This is a genomic window from Streptomyces sp. NPDC001904, assembly GCF_040297005.1.
In the GTDB taxonomy this organism is placed as follows: domain Bacteria; phylum Actinomycetota; class Actinomycetes; order Streptomycetales; family Streptomycetaceae; genus Streptomyces.
Genome location: NZ_JBEOYI010000030.1, coordinates 60,256 through 79,354, shown reverse-complemented (window position 1 = coordinate 79,354; position 19,099 = coordinate 60,256). Strand labels below are relative to the sequence as shown.

The window sequence follows — 19,099 nt, the reverse complement described above, 5'->3', positions numbered from 1 at the left end:
GGACAGGAAACGTGAAGCTGGATTCCATGTACCAGGAAGTCATCCTGGACCACTACAAGCACCCCCACGGGCGTGGCTTGCGGGACGGCGACGCCGAGGTGCACCACGTCAACCCGACGTGCGGTGACGAGATCACGCTCCGTGTGAAGTACGACGGCGAGAAGATCGAGGACGTGTCGTACGAGGGCCAGGGCTGCTCCATCAGCCAGGCCTCGGCCTCCGTGCTGAACGACCTGCTCGTCGGCAAGGAGCTCGCGGACGCGCGGAAGATCCAGGAGACCTTCCTGGAGCTGATGCAGTCCAAGGGCCAGATCGAGCCGGACGACTCGATGGAGGAGATCCTGGAGGACGCGATCGCGTTCGCCGGCGTCTCCAAGTACCCGGCCCGAGTCAAGTGCGCGCTGTTGAGCTGGATGGCGTGGAAGGACGCGACGGCTCAGGCTTTCGCGGAGGAGGCGAAGACCGCATGACCGAGAACGCTGTTGAGATGAAGCCGGCCTCCGAGGAGGAGGTCCGCGAGGCGCTGTACGACGTCGTCGACCCCGAGCTGGGCATCGACGTCGTCAACCTGGGCCTGATCTATGGCATCCACATCGACGACGCGAACATCGCGACGATCGACATGACGCTGACGTCGGCCGCGTGCCCGCTGACCGACGTCATCGAGGACCAGGCCAAGTCCGCCACCGACGGCATCGTCAACGAGCTGCGGATCAACTGGGTCTGGATGCCGCCGTGGGGCCCGGACAAGATCACGGACGACGGCCGCGAGCAGCTGCGCGCGCTCGGCTTCAACGTCTGAGACACCCTTCGGAGGACACCCCCTCCTGGAGAGCCCCGGCCCCTGCGGCCGGGGCTCTTTGCCGTTGCCGACCCAGGTGTTCCGACGCCGTACGGATGATCGACACCGGGGGTTGGGGTACGGAGCGGAGCCTTCCGACGGCATCACGTCGATGAAGGGACCACAGTGCCGCACACCTCTCGGATCGCGCGCCGCGCGGCCGTCGCCGCCGCGGGCGGACTGCTCACCGTCGCTGTCGCCGGTTTCCCGGCCTCCGCCGCCAGTACGCCGACGATCAAGCTGTCGACCGCCTACCTCTCCGGCGCCGTCGGCGCGAGCGGCGACCCGGCCGTCACCGTGACCGTCGCGCAGAGCGGCACCGACGCCTCCGCCCTCACCGTCACCGCGTCGGCCAGCAGCAAGACGTCCGTCGCGCAGACGGGCGACGTCACCGTCAGCGGCACCGGCGCGACCCGCACCGTGTCCGTCGCCGCGCGCGCCCAGGGCTACACCGACCTGACGCTGAAGGTGACCGGCACCGGCGGTGCCACGGCCACCACCAAGCTGCACTACGCGGCCTCCAAGGCCGTGCAGAGCCCGGCCGACACCCGCTACCTCACCGGGTCGTCCGACGCCTCCGCCGCGGTCGACGCGGGCGGCGGCTACGTGATCGTCGCGGACGACGAGTCCAACGTGCTGCGGCTGTACAACGGCGCGGTCTCCGGCGCGCCCGTGAAGACCTGGGACATGACATCCAAGGTCGGGGCGAGCAAGGAGATCGACATCGAGGGCGCCACCCGCGTCGGCAACCTCATCTACTGGACCGGCTCGCTCGGCAACAACAAGGACGGCGAGTACAAGGCCGACCGCAACACCGTCTTCACCACGACGGTCAGCGGCTCCGGCGCCGCCACCGAGCTGACCTACGCGCACTCCTACAAGAAGCTGCGCGACAAGCTCGTCGCCTGGGACGAGGACAACGGCGACCGCTTCGGGTTCAAGGACGCCACCGAGGACGGCCAGGCTCCCAAGCAGATCGACGGGTTCAACGTCGAGGGCCTGGAGTTCGCGCCCGGCTCGACCACCACCGCGTACGTCGGCTTCCGCGCCCCGCTCGTGCCACCGGCGTCCGGCGGCAAGGCGCTCATCGTGCCCGTCACCAACATGGACAAGGTCGTCGCGAGCGGTTCGACCCCCGCCTTCGGCACGCCCGTCGAGCTGGACCTGGGCGGCCTGTCGATCCGCGACATCCGCAAGAACTCCGCGAACCAGTACCTGATCGTCGCGGGCAGCTGGGCCGCCGACGACAACTCCGACCCCTACGCGCTCTACCGGTGGGACGGCGTCGCCGGTGACGCGCCGACGAAGGTCCGCGACCTGCCCACCACCGACCCGGGCGGCTGGGAGGCCGTCGTCTCCGTGCCCGACCTGACGGCGTCCGGCCAGAGCGTCCAGCTGATCACCGACAACGGCGACGCCGATCTGTACGGCGACGGCACCGCGGCCAAGGACCTCGACCACGACGAGTGGAAGAAGGCCCGGACGGTCCGCTTCACGGTGTCCTGACACGCCGCGATCCCACCCGCGGCCCGCGCGGTGTGTACGGGTGTACACAACGATGTGTACCCTCGTACACATGGGATACGTTCTGCTGGCGGGCGCCATCGCCGCCGAAGTGGCCGCCACCACGGCCATGAAGTACAGCGAGGGTTTCAGCAGGCTCTGGCCCTCGCTGATCACCGTCTCCGGATACGTGATCGCGTTCGCGCTGCTCGCCCAGACCCTGAAGACCGTGCAGGTCGGCACCGCGTACGCGATCTGGGCGGGCGCGGGCACCGCCGTCATCGCCGCGATCGGCATGATCTTCCTCGGCGAGGGGCTGACCCTGGCGAAGGTCGCGGGCATCGTGCTCGTCATCGGCGGCGTCGTGCTGCTCAATCTCGGCGGGGCGCACTGATGGCGGCGCGGCGCTACGACCCCGAGCGACGCCAGCGGATCATCGACGCCGCGATCCGGGTCGTCGGGGCCAAAGGGATCGCGGGCCTGAGCCATCGCACCGTCGCCGCCGAGGCCGATGTGCCGCTGGGCTCGACCACGTACCACTTCAAGACCCTCGACGAGCTGATGGTGGCCGCGCTGCGGCAGGCCAACGAGGGCTTCGCCAAGGTCGTCGCCGCGCGCGGCGCCTTCCAGGACCCGGCGCTCGACCTCGCCGGTGAACTCGCCGGGCTGCTCGGCGAATGGCTCGCCGGGGACCGCGTCGGCGTCGAGCTGGAGTACGAGCTGTATCTCGCCGCCCTGCGCCGCCCCGCACTGCGGCCCGTCGCCGCCGCCTGGTGCCAGGAGCTGGCCGACGTACTGGCCCGGCGGACCGACCCCGTCACCGCACGGGCACTCGTCGCGCTGCTCGACGGCATCTCGCTCCAGGTGCTGCTCACGGACGGCGCGTACGACGCCGAGTACGCCCGCGAGATGCTGTCCCGGCTGATCCCCTGAGAATTTCCTGTGCGGCGTGAACTCTGCCGGGTCCTGCGGGGAACAACGGCTGACACGCCGAGCGGGTCCGGGGGAGCACGGGGGTGTTCCCGGGCCCGCTCGGGCCCCACGCGCAGACGGAGGACTTGTGAGCGGACCACCGTGGCCCGACACCGGTTCCGGCGACGACGACGGCCTGATCATCGCCAGATCCCTGGAGCAGCCCGAGCTGTTCGCCCTGCTCTACGACCGGTACGCGCCCGACATCCACCGGTACGCGGCCCGGCGGCTCGGCGAGCAGGCGGCCGACGACATCACCGCCGACACCTTCCTCACCGCGTTCCGGGTGCGGGCCCGGTACGACACCACGCGGGCCGCCGCCCGGCCGTGGCTGTACGGGATCGCCGCGCACCTCATCGGCAAGCAGCGGCGCAAGGAGGTGCGCGGGCTGCGCGCGCTGGCCAGGACCGGTCTCGATCCGGTCGCGGCCGGCTGGGTCGAGGACACCGCGGACCGCATCGCCGCCCAGGCCCCGCTCGCCGACGCGCTCGCCGCGCTGTCCGCCGCCGACCGGCACGTGCTGCTGCTCGTGGCCTGGGCCGATCTGACGTACCAGGACGTCGCCGAGGCGCTCGGGATACCCGTCGGGACCGTGCGGTCCCGGCTGAACCGGGCGCGCAGGAAGGTACGGGCCGCCCTGGGGGCGGACCCGGCGTTCGTGAGGGAACTGGCGGAGGTGGTCCGGCCGTGAACCTGGACGAGATGAAGGACGTACGGGACTTCCGCGCCGGGGCGCCGACGCCCGACCGGGGACGGCTCGCCGAGGGCCGCAACCGGCTCACCGTAGCCGCCCGAGGCGGTCGTGCGCGCCGGATACGGGCCGACTGGCGGCTCGCCGCACTCGGGGCCGCCGCCGCGCTGACCGCCGTCGTCGTGCTGGCCACCGGCATCGGCGGCGACGCCGCCGACCGGTCCGCGCCCGCGGACACGCGGACGGTACGGGGTTCGTTGAGTGAGGTGCTGGAACGGGCCGCGACCGCCATGGACGACGCCGATCCGTTCGTCACCCCGCGCGCCGGGCAGTGGATCTACGAGAAGACGATCTCCCGCGATCCCGGAGTCTGGCCCAAGAGCAAGAGCAACACCCAGCCCTCGCCGAGGACGGGCCCCCAGGAGTCCTGGACGCTGTACGCGGACCCGCGCTTCGAGAACGGCAGGGAGGGCGACGACCGCTCGCCGCGCGAGCGGCTGCGGTTCGTGAACTCCCTCCCCGACGATCCGAAGGCGTTCCTGAGGAAGATCCGAGTCTTCTACCCGCTGAACAAGGAGGACCCCGAGTTGGCGGGTGAGCGGGACATGAACGCGATCAGAGGCGTGCTGGAAACCCGCCCGCTGCCGCCGAAGTCCCTCGCCACGCTGTACCGGGCGCTGGCGTTGGTGCCCGGCACCGAGATGACCCGTCGGCTCGTGCACGACGCCGCCGGACGGGACGCCATCGCGATCGGGCAGAACCTGAAGGGGCAGAAGATCCGCCGGGAGCTCCTGATCGATCCGCGCACCTATCAGTACCTCGGCGACCGGTGGCTGGTCGTCAAGGACTACAAGGAGTCCCACGACTTCGCCGACGACGACACTCCCGACCGGCCGTGGAAGGCGGGCGACATCATGTTCCAGACCGCGTTCCTGGACACGGCCGTCGTCGACCACAAGGGGGACCGGCCGTGACCCCGGGGGCGGCGCCCGGCACCTGAGACGCCGCCCCCGCGGGTTCGCTCGAACAGGGGCCCGCCGATTAAGTTGGGCCCATGACCGACACGACCCTTGCTCCCCGCTCCACCGGCGCCGTCGCCGCCGGCCTCGCCACCGTCACCGCCGACGGCACCGTTCTCGACACCTGGTTCCCCGCGCCGTCCCTGACGGCCGAGCCCGGCCCGGCCGGTACCGAGAAGCTCTCCGCCGACAAGGCCGTCGAGCTGCTCGGCGAGGGTGCCGCGAAGGCGATCGGCCCCGACGCCCGCCGCGGTGTCGAGGTCGTGGCCGTCCGTACGGTCATCGGCTCCCTCGACGACAAGCCGCTGGACGCGCACGACGCGTACCTGCGCCTGCACCTGCTCAGCCACCGCCTGGTCAAGCCGCACGGCCAGAACCTGGACGGCCTCTTCGGCCTCCTCGCCAACGTCGCCTGGACCTCGCTCGGCCCGGTCGCCGTCGACGACGTCGAGAAGGTCCGCCTGAACGCCCGCGCCGAGGGTCTGCACCTCCAGGTCACCTCGATCGACAAGTTCCCGCGCATGACCGACTACGTCGCCCCCAAGGGCGTGCGCATCGCCGACGCCGACCGCGTCCGCCTCGGCGCGCACCTCGCCGAGGGCACCACGGTCATGCACGAGGGCTTCGTGAACTTCAACGCCGGCACGCTCGGCACGTCGATGGTCGAGGGCCGCATCTCCGCGGGCGTCGTCGTCGGCGACGGCTCGGACATCGGCGGCGGCGCCTCCACGATGGGCACCCTGTCCGGCGGCGGCAACGTCCGCATCGTCATCGGCGAGCGCTGCCTCGTCGGCGCCGAGGCGGGCGTGGGCATCGCGCTCGGCGACGAGTGCGTCGTCGAGGCCGGCCTCTACGTCACCGCGGGCACCCGCGTCACGATGCCCGACGGCGAGATCGTCAAGGCCCGCGACCTCTCCGGCGCCTCGAACATCCTCTTCCGCCGCAACTCGGTCACCGGCACGGTCGAGGCGCGGCCGAACAATGCGGTGTGGGGCGGGCTCAACGAGGTGCTGCACAGCCACAACTGATCATGCGCGGCCGTGATCTGCGGCCGTCTTATCGATCATCGCTCTGAACTGCGGCGCAGCCGCCGCCAGTTGTCAGCGCTGGTCACCAACGAGCGCCCTTCCACGGCCCCAGGACGGCCCGGGAGGGCGCTTGCTTGTTTTGACAGTGCCTTTGGCCCAGGGATACCTCGGGTAATTCGCGCGCCAGCGATATCTGTCGTCTCGACGAACGGGTCCTGGACGCCCGGGCGCGCAGAGCTCGGCGAACTGATCAACCCCGAGATCGATCGAGGTTCCCCGAAAAGCCCACCCGGGGCATTTTGATATGAAACCGAGCGGTCATTCCACCCCAATTCGGTATTTTCTAGAAACCGCTTGCGTGTTTCAATCTTTCGCACTTAGATGGATTCGCCGATAAATTTGGCAGAAAGTCAAGCGCGAATGTGGGGGAAACGTGCGAAGAATACAAAGAGCCTCGATTGTGGTTGGAGCCTTGACGCTCTCGACGTTGGGTCTGGCCACCCAGGCGCAGGCGTCACAGAACTCGGGGTGGATCTATACCAGCAACCAGAGCGGCAACGTCTTCTTCGACGCCGACCTCAATGGATACCCTGGAATAGAGAAGATGACCGTCTGCGACAATACATCTGACGGTCGTGGAATCCGGGCCGAGATCAGCGGAAAGAGCCCCGACGGCACAACCTGGGTATTCCAGTCGGACCCCTCCAATGACGGGCACTGTGCGACCCTGCAGGGCAATTGGTTCTACGAGGAGTCGCCCGTCAATATCGTCATCTACGAATACTGGGGAGACAATACTGCCCACATGGCGACAGCCCATGCTGTGGCCTAGGCTGCCCCTAGATCAATAACGCCTGGATTTGTTAAGCTCCCGCTGGCTCTCTAATGCGGAGCGGCGGGGATTGACAGTCATTTGGTCGACAGTGGAGAGCTCCACTCGCGATTCGAGTGGGGCTCTCTTCGCCAGCGTGGACGAGCAGGGCGCGCAGGGCAGCACGCCGCCCGGCACCCTCCAGGAGGTGCAGATCAACGACGTGCTGAACTTCGAGTTCGAGCTGTAGCAGCAAGACTCCGAGCAGCTCGCGAGCCCAGGCCGCATGGGTCCGGGCTCGCTCGCGCATCCGCGGGGAATCGTATGTTCATGCACGCGTACCAGGTACAGCGATGCCGCCGTCCAACGGTCACCACGCCCGCGGCGCGGTGGAAGTACGGCTGGAGCACCGGGGATCGGCGCCCGGGCGGCCTACCGGGCCACCGTGCCTTCCTGCAGGCGCTCGATCATGCGCTCCGTCGTGGCGAGTGGAGCCTCACCGGCAGGGATGCCCTCCGCGGTGACGTCAGGCCGGCTGTTCCAGGCCTCGTGGCCGACGAACGGAATGGTCTCGCCGGGCACGTAGCGCGGCAAGGACCGATAGTTGTTCACACCTTCGACGGGTGCACCGCGCACCAGTACGGGGTCCAGGTAGAGCCCCTGGCTCTCGATACGGGTGGCGGTGTCGATGTACCCGATGTCGAGCCCACAGCGTCGCTTCGGGGAGGTGTTCGCCTCCGAGCAGTGCAGCAGGTGCGGGTGGTGGATCGAGACGTCTCCGGGGTTCAGTTCGATGTCGACCACGCCCCGTTCGGCGGCCCAGTCCCGCACCAGCCCAGCGTCGGCCTCCGAGAAGAGCATGTTAGGGCGATCCGTACGCAGATTCGGTTCGTACAGAGGCAGCCTGTGGCTACCGGGGATCATGCGCAGGCAGCCGTTCTCGGTGGTGCTCTCGTCGACGGCCAGCCATACCGTCAGGGCGTTCATCGGCGCTAGTTTCCAGTAGGCGCCGTCCTGGTGCCAGAGCACCGGCTGGCCGTCGTACGGCGGTTTGCAGATGTAGTGGGCCGTGAAGCAGGCGAGGTCGGGGCCGAGGAAGTACTCGGCGACGTCGACGAGCCGCGGGTCCGATATGAGGCGGACCCAGAATGCGTCATTGCGGATCAGAGGATGGTGGAAGTGCTCGGGGCGCAGCTCAGGATATTTGGCGGTGAGCCATGCGACGTGGGCTCGTGCCTCGTCGAGCAGGCCCTCAGGGATCACATTGCGAATGATGGCGAAGCCGTGCTCTTCGTATTCAGCAGCGGCCTGCTCCAGTACGGACATGTGCGTCTCCAGGTAAACGTGATGCTTCTACTTGCGAGGAGGCTTGTGGGAGCCGGGATTCAGACCTCCCATTCGGCGGGGAGTGTGCGGAACCGGCGAAGAGGAGAGAGCAACAACAGGACCAGCGGGGTAGCCATGGCCACCGCTCCCGTCCACAAGGCGGCACTGGTGGACCAGTGGCTGGCGATCGCCCCGCCCACGAGAGCCCCCAGGGGGGTGGCGCCCTGTACGACGACGCTGTACGCCGCAGTGACCCGGCCCATGTACTCGTTGGGCGTCACCCGGGCGCGCAACCCCGCTGTGGATACCGAGCGGCCCACGATGGCGATGCCGATGAGGATCTCCGCAAGAGCGACCAACGGCACCGCGGCACTTCGGAAGATTCCGCCGACCGGTGCCGCCACGACGGCGAACGGAGCCAGAGCGGAGAAGGCCAACGTCATCCGGATCTCGCCGAAGCGACGGCGCAGCCTGGGAGCCACCAGCGAGGTGGCGAGCCCGGCCAGAGCGCCGAGCGTTGACAGCAGGCCGAACATCCAGGGTGAGATGCCGATCTCGTCGAGGAGGAAGACGGGCAGCATCGCCAGGAGGACTCCCGCGCCGATGTTGTTCAGAGCGGCCTGATTGAGCAGCAGGCGCAGGAGGGGCTGCCGCAGGAGGACTCGTACGCCGTCCGTGATCTCGCGGCGGAACCTCTTCTCGGTTCTGGATTCCGCCCTGGTGTCGTCTCCTTGCGGATGGATGCGGCACAGCATCAGGACCGAAGTCAGATGGAAGAGCGCAGCGAAGCAGTAGAGGACGGGAGCGGCGATGCTCTGCGTCAGGACACCGGCGACACTGGGAGAGATCGCCTGGATCGTGGTCTCGGAGGTCTGCAGTCGTGCGTTGCCGTCGGCCACCCGCCGCCTGGGCAGTACGTACGGCAGCACACTGCTGTGTGCCACGTCGAAGAAGACACCGGCGAGGCTGACTGCCAGCGCCACCACGACCAGTTGCGCCACGGTGAGAACATTCAGGAAGTAGGCGACGGGGACGCTGCCGAAAGCGACCGTGTAGACGACGTCGGCCCAGATCAGCACGGGCTTCTTCCGCCATCGGTCGATCCAGACGCCGGCCGGAAGCCCAATCGTCAGGAATCCGGCCCGGCTGCAGGCGAAGATGAGGCTCATCGCCAGCGGGGGGGCCTGCAGCAGAAGGAGGGCAGTGATCGGCAGCGCGAACCCGGCAACCTCGGAGGCGGCGTAGCGGAAGCCGTTGGCGGCCCACAGCCGCCGGAAGTCCGGAACCTTGAGGACCTCAGTGGTGTCGTCGTCCGTGGGGGCGAAGGGAAGCGTCACAGATCTTCCTTATGTCAGCGGATGACGAGCAGGCCGGGGGTTTCGCCCAGTGCCGGCTGTGCAGCCAGCTCCGCCAGTGCCTTCCGGTCGACCTTGCCGTTGGAGTTCTTGGGGAGCTGGTCCGCGACCAGGACGATGCGTTGCGGGATCATGTAGTGCGGCAGCCGGGAGCGCAGCAGATCCGGCAGCGCCTTGACCTCGTCGATGAGGTCGGCGGTCACGAAGGCGGTGATCAGGTTGGAGAAGACTGCGTCAGGCACGGCCACGGCAACGCATTCATGGACGCTGCCGATCCCCTGGAGCTGCCGCTCGATCTCGCCGAGCTCGACCCGGAAGCCGCGCGACTTGACCTGGGAGTCCTCGCGTCCGATGAACTGGAGCTCGCCCGCCGCGTTCTCCTGAACCAGATCCCCGGTGGCGTACCACGGTCGTTGGTCGGCCGTGCGGACGAAGGACCGAGCGGTCTGCTCGGGGTCGAGGTATCCCTCCATCAGCATGGATCCGCGGACCAGCAGTTGTCCGGGTCTGCCGGGTTCCACCGGCGCGAGGTTCTCGTCCACCACGGCGATCTCGGCTCCGGGCAGCGCCCGTCCTATGGGGATCTCCGCGTCGGCGGGCTGCGGACCGTCGATCTCGTGGAACGTGCAGACGTTGCTCTCGGTCGGTCCGTACACGTTGAGCAGCCGAACGCCGGGGAGGGCCGCGAGCAACGTGTTCACATCGCCTGGTTGGAGGACCTCGCCCCCCACCACTGCCGCTCGCAGCGACTTGAGTCCCGGCAGATGGTCCTTGCCCCGTCGTGTCAGCCAGGCCAGCGTCGAGGTGACGGCGTACCAGACAGTGCCGCCGACCTGACGGCAGAAGTCCACGTAGGCAGCAGGGAAGGGGCCCGCCGCGGCAGGCATCAGGGCGACGGCAGCGCCGACTCGGGCAGCTCCGAAAAGGTGGAGCGTGGTGGGGTCGAAGTGGAGCGGCGCGGAGTTGATGATGACGTCGTCCTGGGTGAGTCCGAGTTCCCGAACCGCCCAGTCGACGAACGCCGAGGCACTGGCGTGGGTGTGCACGACTCCCTTGGGGAGACCGGTGCTGCCAGAGGTGTGGAGGACGTACGCGAGGTCCGCCAGAGGTTCACGCGGTGGGTCTTTGGGAATCGCGCACCACAGGCCGGCGGCCGCGTCGGAGCCGTCGAGCAGCGGTCGCCAGGAGAGCTCGGAGGCGATGGCGAGCCACTGGTCGCGGGCGTCGGTGTCGGCGAGCAGTACCCGGGGGCGGCTGCGCCCGGCTATGAGACCGGCGCGGGTGATCGGCCCGTCGGGATCGACCGGCACGTAGCCGGCCTCCGAGCGGAGGATGCCGTGGACGGCTGCCACGGCGAGACAGGACTTCGATCCGTGCCAGACGACACAGTCTCCGGGACCGACGCCCAGAGACCGGAGCGCTTGGGCGACTCGTTCCGCCATGCCGTCCAGCTCGGCGTAGGTGAGTGTGGTCGCCCCGTCGATGACGGCGGTGCGGTCGCCGTGGTGTGCTGCGGTGGTCCGCAGATCGTCCGCGAGAGAACGTCCGGAGGCCATCAGCAGCCCTTGGCCTTCAGGAAATCGCAGATTGCGAGTGGGGTCTCGAAGTTCGCGGGAAGAATCTCCGAGTCCCGGATGGTGACGGAGAACTCCTTCTCCAACAGCGCGACCAGGCTCAGCAAGGACAGGGAGTCGACGATCCGGCGGGCGATGAGTGGGGTGTGGTCGGATATCTCGGCTTCCGGCACCGTCTCCCGGACTGCGGCGACAACCGCCTGGAGCACGGAGTCTTCGGTCATCACAAGCCCAGCCCTTCAGCAATGATCTTCATCTGCATGTCGGATGTTCCGGAGTAGTACCGGCTGGCCACCGCGTCGGCCATCAGCGCGAGCGCACCCGTTTCTGGCAGCAGCGCATAGCCGCCGTAGAGATCGGGAAGTTCCTGGCAGAACCGGTTGAACTCGGTGCTGACGTGCAGTTTCGTCAGGGATGACCGGGCGTGGTCGAGGGAGTCGACATCGGCGGCCCGTGCCGTGGTGTACAGCAGCTCCCGTGCGCTGGTCAGACTCAGGTGCATCCGCACCAGGCGCTGCCGGATCGTGTCGTACGAGCTGAGGGGCTGCCCGAACTGGCTGCGGACACGGGTGTGATCGAGCGCCTGGCGCAGCGCCCTGGCCATGAGGCCCAACACAGGAGCGAGGATGAAGGCCCGCTCGTACCGCATCGCGTGCATCAGCACGGCAAATCCACTGCCGACGCCGCCCAGCAGGTCCGCGTTCTCGACGGCGCAGTTGTCGAGGAGCAAGGAACCGAGTTCCGCACCCTCCAGACCAGTCTTGCCGATCACTGTGCCGACCTGTAGGCCCGGAGTGTCCCGGGGGACAAGGAAGGCCGTGAGTCCGGACAGGGCGCTGCCCTCAGCGGTACGGGCGAGGATCAGGAAAACGTCGGCGATCGGGCCGTTGGTGATGAAGGTCTTGGAGCCGTTCAGCTGCCACCGGCCGTCGCCACCCTGCTCGGCTCTGGTCTTCAAGGAGAGCAGATCCGAACCCGAGTCGTACTCGGTTGCCGCGAAGGCGCCGACCGCCGTTCCTGTCAGGAGCGGCGTCAGATATCTGGCGTGCTGCGCAGGGCTACCGAATTCGAGTATCGGATCCTGGCACGCCCACATCTGGGCGGCCATGGAGAAGACCAGGCCGCTCAGGCCGCTCTCCTCGGCGACCGCCTCCAGGGCGAGACAGGCAGCCTCATAGCCGGCGCCGGCGCCGCCTGCGGATTCGGGAACGGCCAGGGACAGCAGTCCCTGAGCAGCGCCTTCACTCCATGCGGTGGCCTGGTCCGCGCTCTTGCCAGCCCAGCCTCGCAGACTGGACAGCCAGTCGGTGAACTCGGCGCCCCGTACGGATGCCGTGGATTCCGTCATGTCCGTGCGCCTCCTTCCCGAATCGACCACTTGAAGGCCTGGTGCGACTCGGAGAGACCGAACCGATCGAAGCTGGAGGGGCGTTGTCCCAGCGGGGCCAGGGCCAGCAGCTCGGTCTCGGTACCCACAGCGAGTGTTGTCGCCAGCCAGCCGAAAATGTCCTCGACGACCCCGGAACCCCGGGAGTTCGGCCGGAGCTTGATTTCGTGAAGCATCAGCCGGGAGCTGCCCCCCGGCCGGAGTCGGCCAAGTGATGTGAGGGCGAACGCCGCCACGACCTGGTGATCGGATTCGGCGACGTAATGTGTGGTGCCGGGCGCCGCGTCGCGATCGGTGAGCCGATCGCTGAACTCGTCGATACCACCGGCTCCGTAGAGCTCACGAATGGCTGCCGCATCGGCGGCCGTCGCCGCTCGGATCGTCCGCAGCGGTTCCACGCTAGCCACCGGCCACCGCCGACATGATCATCACGGTGCTGCTCGGCGCCACCTCGACGTCGGACGAACCAAGATCGCGAATGTTGTCCTCTCCGACATAGACGCTCACGAAGGGGAGCAGCGCACCAGCGCTGTCCGCCACGCGCACGCGCAGCGCCGGATGGCGTTCGTACACCTCCGCGATCACCTCGTGGAAGGTGCCGGCGGGCACGCTGAACTTGGTCTCGCCGTCGGCGAACCTGGCGAGCGGGGTCGAGAGGATGACCGTCACGTCGGACACTGCGTACTCCTCGGCCTGATCCTGTGCTGTCTTCATGCGGAGGTGCTCGTCTCCGCGGGGGAGCGGCGGGACCGGTGGATCTCCCAGCCGCGGATGGCTTCCTCCAGCTGGGAGTCGTAGTCGGCGTCCTTGATGAATCCGTGGCCTCGGCCGTCCCGGAGCATGACGGCCCGAGCACTGCCGCGGCCCGTGAAACTGCGCATGATGGGGCGCAGGTGCTCCAGAGCGAAATAGGAATCCTTCTCCGATATCAGTGCATGCAGGTATCGGCCGCTGCCAGGTGCGTCCCAGCCCTTGATGATGTTGGTCATGGCCTCGGGTGCCGCCATGCCCGGGAGGCCGGCGAACGGCGCGGCCTCCCGTTCCCACTGGGGCAGTACGGTCGGTTCGTTGTGCGGCGAGACGACGAACGCGAGATCGTCGCCTCCCGCCCTCATGCAATGCTTGAGTGCGGTGTATCCGCCGGAGGACAGCCCGTGCCATACCGTTCCCCTGAGTCCATGACGCTCCATCAGGGCAGTACGCAGCGCGTACATTCTCGGCGCGAACTCGGCCTCGCCCAGGAGGAACCAGCCGCAGCACGAATCCTGGCTGAATCTGTGGATGGGGTCGGAGAAGGAGAGACACACCGCCTGGTCCGATCCCCTCCACTGCTTTCGTGCGAAGACCGGCGGCACGTGCTTCTCGATGCGGCTGAAGCCGTGGAAGAGAACATGCAAGTAGGGGCTGGAGACGGATTCAGGCTCCGTCACTTCGTACTCGAGGAGGTATCCCTCGGAGTGCTGGAAACTGCCCCGTTGGCTATTCACTCGAAACCTCGCCTACTGGTCCTTGGTTCGGGACTGCATGAACGCTGGAAGTCATGTCGAGAGCGTGCGTCCTTCTGCGTAGGAGAGCCCGGGGCAGATGACGCGTGCGACGCTGAAGGGCTCGGACGGTTCGGACAGCCGCACTGCGAGAGGGGCATGGCCAACGACCTCCACCAGCCTCTTCGTGACGGAGATCAGCTCTTCGTCCATGTCTTCGTAGCGACCCCCGTGACCGCGAAGGGCGCTTTCGACGCTCATCCCCGCGTCGTGAGGGCGGAAGCCCGGGTCTGTGCTGGCGTCCCTGACGGTGTCCTGATCCGACGGGATGTCGTCACGGGTCGCGCTGATCTCCGTCAACCGGCTCTGCACGGCTTCGGTCAGCGCCCGGGACAGAGCCACATCCGCGTCCATGTGACTGCCCGAGCCGGCGCAGACAATGGGGAAGAGGGGGGACCAGACGAACGCGGCGAATGTCGGGATGCCGAACCGGTTGGGGATGCACGCGATCTCGAACTCGACCCCCGCGTCGGTGAGGCGACGGCAGAGGGACTGGGTGTGCTCGTCGCCGATGGTCGCAGGGTTCACCGGCCACCGCCCGGGGGCGGTGCGGGAGGGGTGGGCAGCCAACACGTCGCGCTCGACTGCCTCGTACAAGCCGTGGAGACATGCTTCAGCGAAGGTATTGCCTGAGGCGAGCCCTGTGCTGCTCGACTCGAAGAGGCGAGGTCGCCAGAAGTGGTCACCGCTGTAGGACAGCCGGACCAGGTCGAACGGCACGGGCACACGCATGCCGTCCGCCAGCGAGCTTGCCCACAGCCACGGAAGTTCGAGTTGCTGGATCCAGTCCCCAGCGACACGGAGATTCAGATCCGCCAGCGCATAGGGAAGGTCGAGGCTCTCGGCCGTCGCGGTGAAGACGTCGTGCGCCGGGCTTTCGGCATACCGGAGTTCGATGGACTCCATGACTGCCGAGAGCTTCGCCAGAAGCGGTGTGACACCCTTGCCCTGTGATACGGCAAGGGTCTGCGACTCGGGTCGGACCGCCAGGAACACGGGGACACCTATGTTGTCCAGCCGGGTGACCTCGGCGACCCGGGTGATCCCGTACTGGGACAACCGGCCCTCAATGCGCGACCAGGTGGTTTCGGGTGCCACCGCGCGGTGGGTGCCGGGCAGTCTGACCTTAGGCATGTCCGAACCCTCCGCCCTGCCGAGTCCGTTGGACGTGTGACAGGTATCCGATGGCGAAGGGGCGTATCGCATTGGCCGCTTGGCGCAGCGAGGGAAAGCCTCGTCTGCCGCACTCCGCCGCCAGATCGTCACCCGGGCGAAGGTCCCAGATGCGCGCGAGCAGCTTGGCACACACAGCGCCCCCGATCTGGCTGAGGCTGCGTCCGGGATGGGAGTTCAGGTGCTGTCGGTTCTGCTCCAGCCAGTCGGCAGCTCGGGCCCTGTCCTGTGCCGTCTCATGTCTCAGCAACAGGTCCGCCTCCCGAGGGTCCGCCAGGTCGGGCAAAGGACAGACCAGTGCGGTGATCCGGGCTCGTTTCTCGGGCTCTTCGAGCCATTGCGCGGCCTCGGACCCCAGTTGTTGACGCACCCGCCCTCGGAATCCGTCTGAAGCTCCGGGAAGTGTCGAACTGGAGGAGTTGTCGAGGTAGTCCCACCAGACATCGGGGAAACCAGCATTGAAGATCTGCTGATATGCGAGCCGGTGTTGTAGGCCGGGAGCCGTCGCGAACCTGTTGCGCCAGCGCCGGTGGAATTCGGTACGCCAGTCCTGGCCAGTGCGTCCGGCGTCGGGACGCTTCGCGAGGGGCAGTGCATGGAGTCGGTCGGCGAGGGCGAAGGCCTCCAGCGCATCAGCCTGTTTCTGGTCGAACGCGTCAGGTGCATGGCGAACCCGTTCGCGATACCAGTCGGCGAACGCGCTCGCACCTACCTCGTCGGCCAGAAGAAGAACCCGCTCCGAGGTGCGCAGCGGGTAGTACTCCTGCTCCCAACGCGCCTTCAGGCGCTGCCCCTCGTCTCTTCGGAGGACACCGGCGCCCAGTGCGGCCAAGATGGCGCTGTGGAGATTCACCAGCGGGATGTTGATACCGGCCAACGGACCTGTTTCGCCGTGAGCCACACTCACGGCGTCGTCTCCGTCGAAGACCCCGCCGCGGTACCAGTCGTAGACCCGGCCGACGCCGATCATGCCGAACGGGTGGAGTTCCGCCGCGCGGAGCGCACCGATGCTGGACGCCCCAATGACCGTGGTGCTGCGCGACAGGGCGTCGAGGATTTCTTTGTGCCGCAGCGCCAGACGATGATGGTAAAGCCCGTCCACGACAACGACCACGTCTCCCGAGGAGATCTCCGGCGAGAAGAGATCTCCATGTTTGACAGGGCCGTGCACAGAGAATTCTGGGTAATTCTTGAGTACGAGAGGTTCAGGGCACGACGGCCCGACGAACACATGAACCGTCATGCCCTTCCCCCGTTTCAGCGTGCACGAACAGGACTACACAGTCAGTCCAGCCGCTAGAACCTGATGGTTCTGGCGTCAGTCCTTGACTTCGCTGTCCGTGATGACGAGCGGGGTGCCGGCGAACAGGCCCTCGAAGTCCTCACCGGTGAGCTCTTCGACCTCGCTGATGTCTGCCATGACCTCGGCCATGTTGTTCTCCCTTCGCTAACAGAGGGAAATATCAGCACCGTCTTGGCGCCGACTGCAAGCTACATGAATCCTTGTTCCTCGTCTAGAAGATCTCTCCGCATTGCATCTCACCCATAGGCCCAGTACGCGCGTTCTAACGTGCGCCAGCATAAAAGACCGGCGCATTGTCAATCTTTTGTCTCCATTGGAATACCGTGGCCGCCGCAACAGAATCCCTTGGGTTGCAGTTTGCCTTCCCGTGGTGAACCTGACATCGCGAATACGGCTGCGCCCACCACAAAGCACCTGGTCAGAGCTGCAGCATCGTCAACTGTTGGCGATGGGCGCTGAGTGGCCGACACGGCAGGCCGCCGATGATGCCGCTCCCCCTTGACGGTCCCCTGAGGTGCGTGCAGGATCTTGAAGGACGCGTTGGCCGCAGAATCGCTTCGACGCATGCGGGCCCTTACGGGGACCTGAATGCGACTGGCATCCGGCATTTCCTTAACTTCTGCATGCTCATCGACCGCTGGGGGCGGCATGCATTTCCAGGTCACGCCTGTCGCGCTCCTCGCGGCGAGCCTCCTATTCCATCAGATCAATAGGTACTGGGAATACGGACTCTCGGGCGTCGGGCATCACTACGCGCCAATCTTCGCGATCAGACTCCCGCGCATGGCGGCCATTTTCGGCCAATCTGCGGCTCTGCCCCTGGCCGTCCTGACGGCCTTGACCATGCATTCCCCGGGAACCCGCTTCATCCCGTTCGCCCTCGTCGCATGCTGGGTACTCGCGACCAACCGACGTCTGTCGAATCATTCATGGCTCGGAACGGTGGCGATAGCTGCCATTTCGTGCACTTCTCCCGATCTGCACGCAGTGGTCGCGCACGACCTGCTCGCGGGCGTCTATCTGACCGCGGCGCTGCTGAAGGTCAATGACGAACACCTGCTCACAGAGCGAAGTGCGAGCCGGGTAGTCACCGCTCACTACCTCGGGCTGCTCGGCTGGCCGCTGCGCCCCAGGATCCTGAGGACCGTACCGTTCACGGTGGTCCTCTTCGAGTTCGCTGTCGGTGCACTGCTGTTGGTCCCCGGCGGCGACCGCTGGAGCCTTTGGCTCGCGATCCTGATGCATCTGGCTTTCGGAGTGTCGGGGAACTTCCCCTTCTCCGTGGTCGCCATGGCCTTGTGGGTGACCATGTTCTCCTCGTCCGACCGCATCGAGGTCTCCGGCGACCTGGGGTCCGTCGGGTGCGCTGCGCTCCTCGTGGGAGTGGTGGCGCTGCTCCTGGGGAGGTCCGCTGCCGGCCCCCGCTCCGGCCGCTGGCTGGCCAAGGACTATTGGGAGGGTGCTGTCTACGGTGCGATGGGCGCCGTCGCGTTGTCGCTTTCCCGAGGTGCCGCGGTACCTGCCCCTCAGCGAAGTCAGCTCACGCACTGGCTGTTCGTCCTCGCGTTCGTGGTGAACTTTCTGCTGGTCGTGACCGGGGTCAAACTCGAGTGGAGCTTTGCCATGTTCACCAGCCTCCGGCCGTTCGGCCGCTCCTGGCTGGAAAGGCACCGGCTGGCGAAGCGGCCGCGGTATTACAGGCTCACCCTGCCCGCGCGGGTACCCAAGTCGCTGCTGCGCGAGATCGACCCCGTATTCGTCTACCTCGCCACACGGCCGGAGAACGTCGTCCACGAGGGCGTGGCCTACCACCTCGAAACCGAGGCACGGAAGTGCCACGTCTCCTTCAGCCCGACGCTGATGACGGACGCTCCCGCTGTCCGTGAGCTCGTTCCCGACGCTGGCGCTCCTCCCTGCCACACCTCTCCCCGGCCCCGTGTCCTCGCCCATCCCGCCATCGCGCCGAAGAGCCTGGACCAGCACTACCTCGGCTGAAACGAAATCCGGCACAACAGGATGGCCCGGCCTCGGGCTTCATAGAGATGTTCGCGTCAACGTCCGGTGTCGGTCCGCGTGCTGAACCTCAGTTCGAGCTGTAGCAGCAGTGCCCCGAACAGGCCGCGAGCCCTAGATGTGACTGAGTGTTCCAGTTGGCCACTGAGCGTTTCACTTGGCCGGCCGAGTACGCGTGTTCGCGCGAGATCTGGCGTCACAACGGTGGGAAGGAACCTGTTCGCTCAGGTCAAAAGCACCTGGCCTTCCGAGAGGACTCGCCGCCCATTGCCGCCCAGTCACCCGATGTAGGGGCTCGGAGCGGTTGGACAGGCCGTGCTCGATCCGCATCCGCATGGACGGGCGGATGGTCAGCTCGACCTCCTTGCTCTCGCTGCTCGTTCGGGGCTCGCCGCCGAGAACGCGGGCCGTGAAGCAGATCGAGAACTGCCGGCGAACGTCGCCATCGTCGTACGTCATGACGCGACCCGGGTCGGTGTGGCGTCTGCGGCTGACTCGCCGATCCCCGCCCCGCCTGGGACGAAGCCGTCATCCGCCAGTGCAGGTGACCTGGCCCTGG

General features: G+C 67.2%; 20 protein-coding genes and 1 pseudogene. 10 read left to right on the top strand and 11 right to left on the bottom strand.

Annotated features, from left to right (window positions below; translation table 11 throughout):
* Positions 1-11 precede the first annotated feature (11 nt).
* From sufU to ABT127_RS33750, 9 genes are all read left to right on the top strand, one after another.
* Positions 12-470 carry a Fe-S cluster assembly sulfur transfer protein SufU gene (gene sufU, locus ABT127_RS33790; RefSeq protein WP_351458557.1) on the top strand — a complete coding sequence of 153 codons (459 nt, stop codon included), beginning with the start codon at positions 12-14 and terminating at the stop codon, positions 468-470.
* Positions 467-802 (top strand): metal-sulfur cluster assembly factor, encoded by a 336-nt coding sequence (locus ABT127_RS33785; protein ID WP_018533312.1) that lies wholly within the window; start codon positions 467-469, stop codon positions 800-802. Before sufU ends, ABT127_RS33785 begins: the two co-directional genes overlap by 4 nt.
* A 165-nt stretch (positions 803-967) precedes the next feature.
* Complete coding sequence (locus tag ABT127_RS33780) at positions 968-2,347, top strand: DUF3616 domain-containing protein (protein ID WP_502971825.1); 1,380 nt, start codon at positions 968-970, stop codon at positions 2,345-2,347.
* A gap of 70 nt (positions 2,348-2,417) precedes the next feature.
* Positions 2,418-2,738 (top strand): DMT family transporter, encoded by a 321-nt coding sequence (locus ABT127_RS33775; protein WP_351458554.1) that lies wholly within the window; start codon positions 2,418-2,420, stop codon positions 2,736-2,738.
* Positions 2,738-3,277 carry a TetR/AcrR family transcriptional regulator gene (locus tag ABT127_RS33770; RefSeq protein WP_351458552.1) on the top strand — a complete coding sequence of 180 codons (540 nt, stop codon included), beginning with the start codon at positions 2,738-2,740 and terminating at the stop codon, positions 3,275-3,277. Before ABT127_RS33775 ends, ABT127_RS33770 begins: the two co-directional genes overlap by 1 nt.
* A gap of 127 nt (positions 3,278-3,404) precedes the next feature.
* The gene (locus ABT127_RS33765; protein ID WP_351458549.1) at positions 3,405-4,007 is read left to right on the top strand and encodes an RNA polymerase sigma factor; all 603 of its coding nucleotides are present in this window, start codon (positions 3,405-3,407) and stop codon (positions 4,005-4,007) included.
* Positions 4,004-4,981, top strand: coding sequence for a CU044_5270 family protein (locus tag ABT127_RS33760; RefSeq protein WP_351458547.1), 978 nt, complete (start codon positions 4,004-4,006; stop codon positions 4,979-4,981). The genes ABT127_RS33765 and ABT127_RS33760 overlap by 4 nt, the downstream gene beginning before the upstream one ends.
* 80 nt (positions 4,982-5,061) lie before the next feature.
* Positions 5,062-6,054, top strand: a complete 993-nt coding sequence (dapD, locus tag ABT127_RS33755; protein WP_351458544.1) for a 2,3,4,5-tetrahydropyridine-2,6-dicarboxylate N-succinyltransferase — start codon at positions 5,062-5,064, stop codon at positions 6,052-6,054.
* Positions 6,055-6,526: 472 nt separating this feature from the next.
* Complete coding sequence (locus ABT127_RS33750; RefSeq protein WP_351458541.1) at positions 6,527-6,886, top strand: hypothetical protein; 360 nt, start codon at positions 6,527-6,529, stop codon at positions 6,884-6,886.
* A gap of 411 nt (positions 6,887-7,297) precedes the next feature.
* Here the strand turns inward: ABT127_RS33750 and ABT127_RS33745 are convergent, their stop codons facing one another.
* The 10 genes from ABT127_RS33745 to ABT127_RS33700 all read right to left on the bottom strand — a co-directional run bounded on the left by ABT127_RS33745 (position 7,298) and on the right by ABT127_RS33700 (position 16,467).
* Positions 7,298-8,191 (bottom strand): phytanoyl-CoA dioxygenase family protein, encoded by an 894-nt coding sequence (locus ABT127_RS33745; RefSeq protein WP_351458538.1) that lies wholly within the window; start codon positions 8,189-8,191, stop codon positions 7,298-7,300.
* A 59-nt stretch (positions 8,192-8,250) separates the two neighbouring features.
* Positions 8,251-9,528 carry an MFS transporter gene (locus ABT127_RS33740; RefSeq protein WP_351458536.1) on the bottom strand — a complete coding sequence of 426 codons (1,278 nt, stop codon included), beginning with the start codon at positions 9,526-9,528 and terminating at the stop codon, positions 8,251-8,253.
* A gap of 14 nt (positions 9,529-9,542) precedes the next feature.
* Complete coding sequence (locus ABT127_RS33735) at positions 9,543-11,102, bottom strand: amino acid adenylation domain-containing protein (RefSeq protein ID WP_351458533.1); 1,560 nt, start codon at positions 11,100-11,102, stop codon at positions 9,543-9,545.
* Positions 11,102-11,344 carry a phosphopantetheine-binding protein gene (locus ABT127_RS33730; RefSeq protein WP_351458530.1) on the bottom strand — a complete coding sequence of 81 codons (243 nt, stop codon included), beginning with the start codon at positions 11,342-11,344 and terminating at the stop codon, positions 11,102-11,104. The genes ABT127_RS33735 and ABT127_RS33730 overlap by 1 nt, the downstream gene beginning before the upstream one ends.
* Entirely contained in the window at positions 11,344-12,468 is a 1,125-nt protein-coding gene (locus ABT127_RS33725; RefSeq protein WP_351458527.1) for an acyl-CoA dehydrogenase family protein, read from the bottom strand. Before ABT127_RS33725 ends, ABT127_RS33730 begins: the two co-directional genes overlap by 1 nt.
* Positions 12,465-12,905 (bottom strand): hypothetical protein, encoded by a 441-nt coding sequence (locus tag ABT127_RS33720; protein ID WP_351458525.1) that lies wholly within the window; start codon positions 12,903-12,905, stop codon positions 12,465-12,467. The genes ABT127_RS33725 and ABT127_RS33720 overlap by 4 nt, the downstream gene beginning before the upstream one ends.
* A gap of 1 nt (position 12,906) precedes the next feature.
* Entirely contained in the window at positions 12,907-13,221 is a 315-nt protein-coding gene (locus ABT127_RS33715) for a ubiquitin family protein (RefSeq protein WP_351458523.1), read from the bottom strand.
* Positions 13,218-13,937, bottom strand: coding sequence for a hypothetical protein (locus ABT127_RS33710; protein WP_351458520.1), 720 nt, complete (start codon positions 13,935-13,937; stop codon positions 13,218-13,220). The genes ABT127_RS33715 and ABT127_RS33710 overlap by 4 nt, the downstream gene beginning before the upstream one ends.
* Positions 13,938-14,045: 108 nt before the next feature.
* Positions 14,046-15,185 (bottom strand): YcaO-like family protein, encoded by a 1,140-nt coding sequence (locus tag ABT127_RS33705; protein WP_351458517.1) that lies wholly within the window; start codon positions 15,183-15,185, stop codon positions 14,046-14,048.
* On the bottom strand, positions 15,178-16,467 hold the full coding sequence (locus ABT127_RS33700) for a TfuA-like protein (RefSeq protein ID WP_351458514.1): 1,290 nt from the start codon (positions 16,465-16,467) through the stop codon (positions 15,178-15,180). Before ABT127_RS33700 ends, ABT127_RS33705 begins: the two co-directional genes overlap by 8 nt.
* Positions 16,468-17,175: 708 nt before the next feature.
* Between ABT127_RS33700 and ABT127_RS33695 the strand changes: the two genes are divergently transcribed.
* Positions 17,176-18,522, top strand: a complete 1,347-nt coding sequence (locus tag ABT127_RS33695; RefSeq protein WP_351458511.1) for a hypothetical protein — start codon at positions 17,176-17,178, stop codon at positions 18,520-18,522.
* A 309-nt stretch (positions 18,523-18,831) separates the two neighbouring features.
* On the opposite strand, the pseudogene ABT127_RS33690 reads toward ABT127_RS33695, so the two are convergent.
* Positions 18,832-19,020 (bottom strand): annotated as a pseudogene (locus ABT127_RS33690) (NUDIX hydrolase); the annotation flags it as partial.
* Positions 19,021-19,099: the final 79 nt, after the last annotated feature.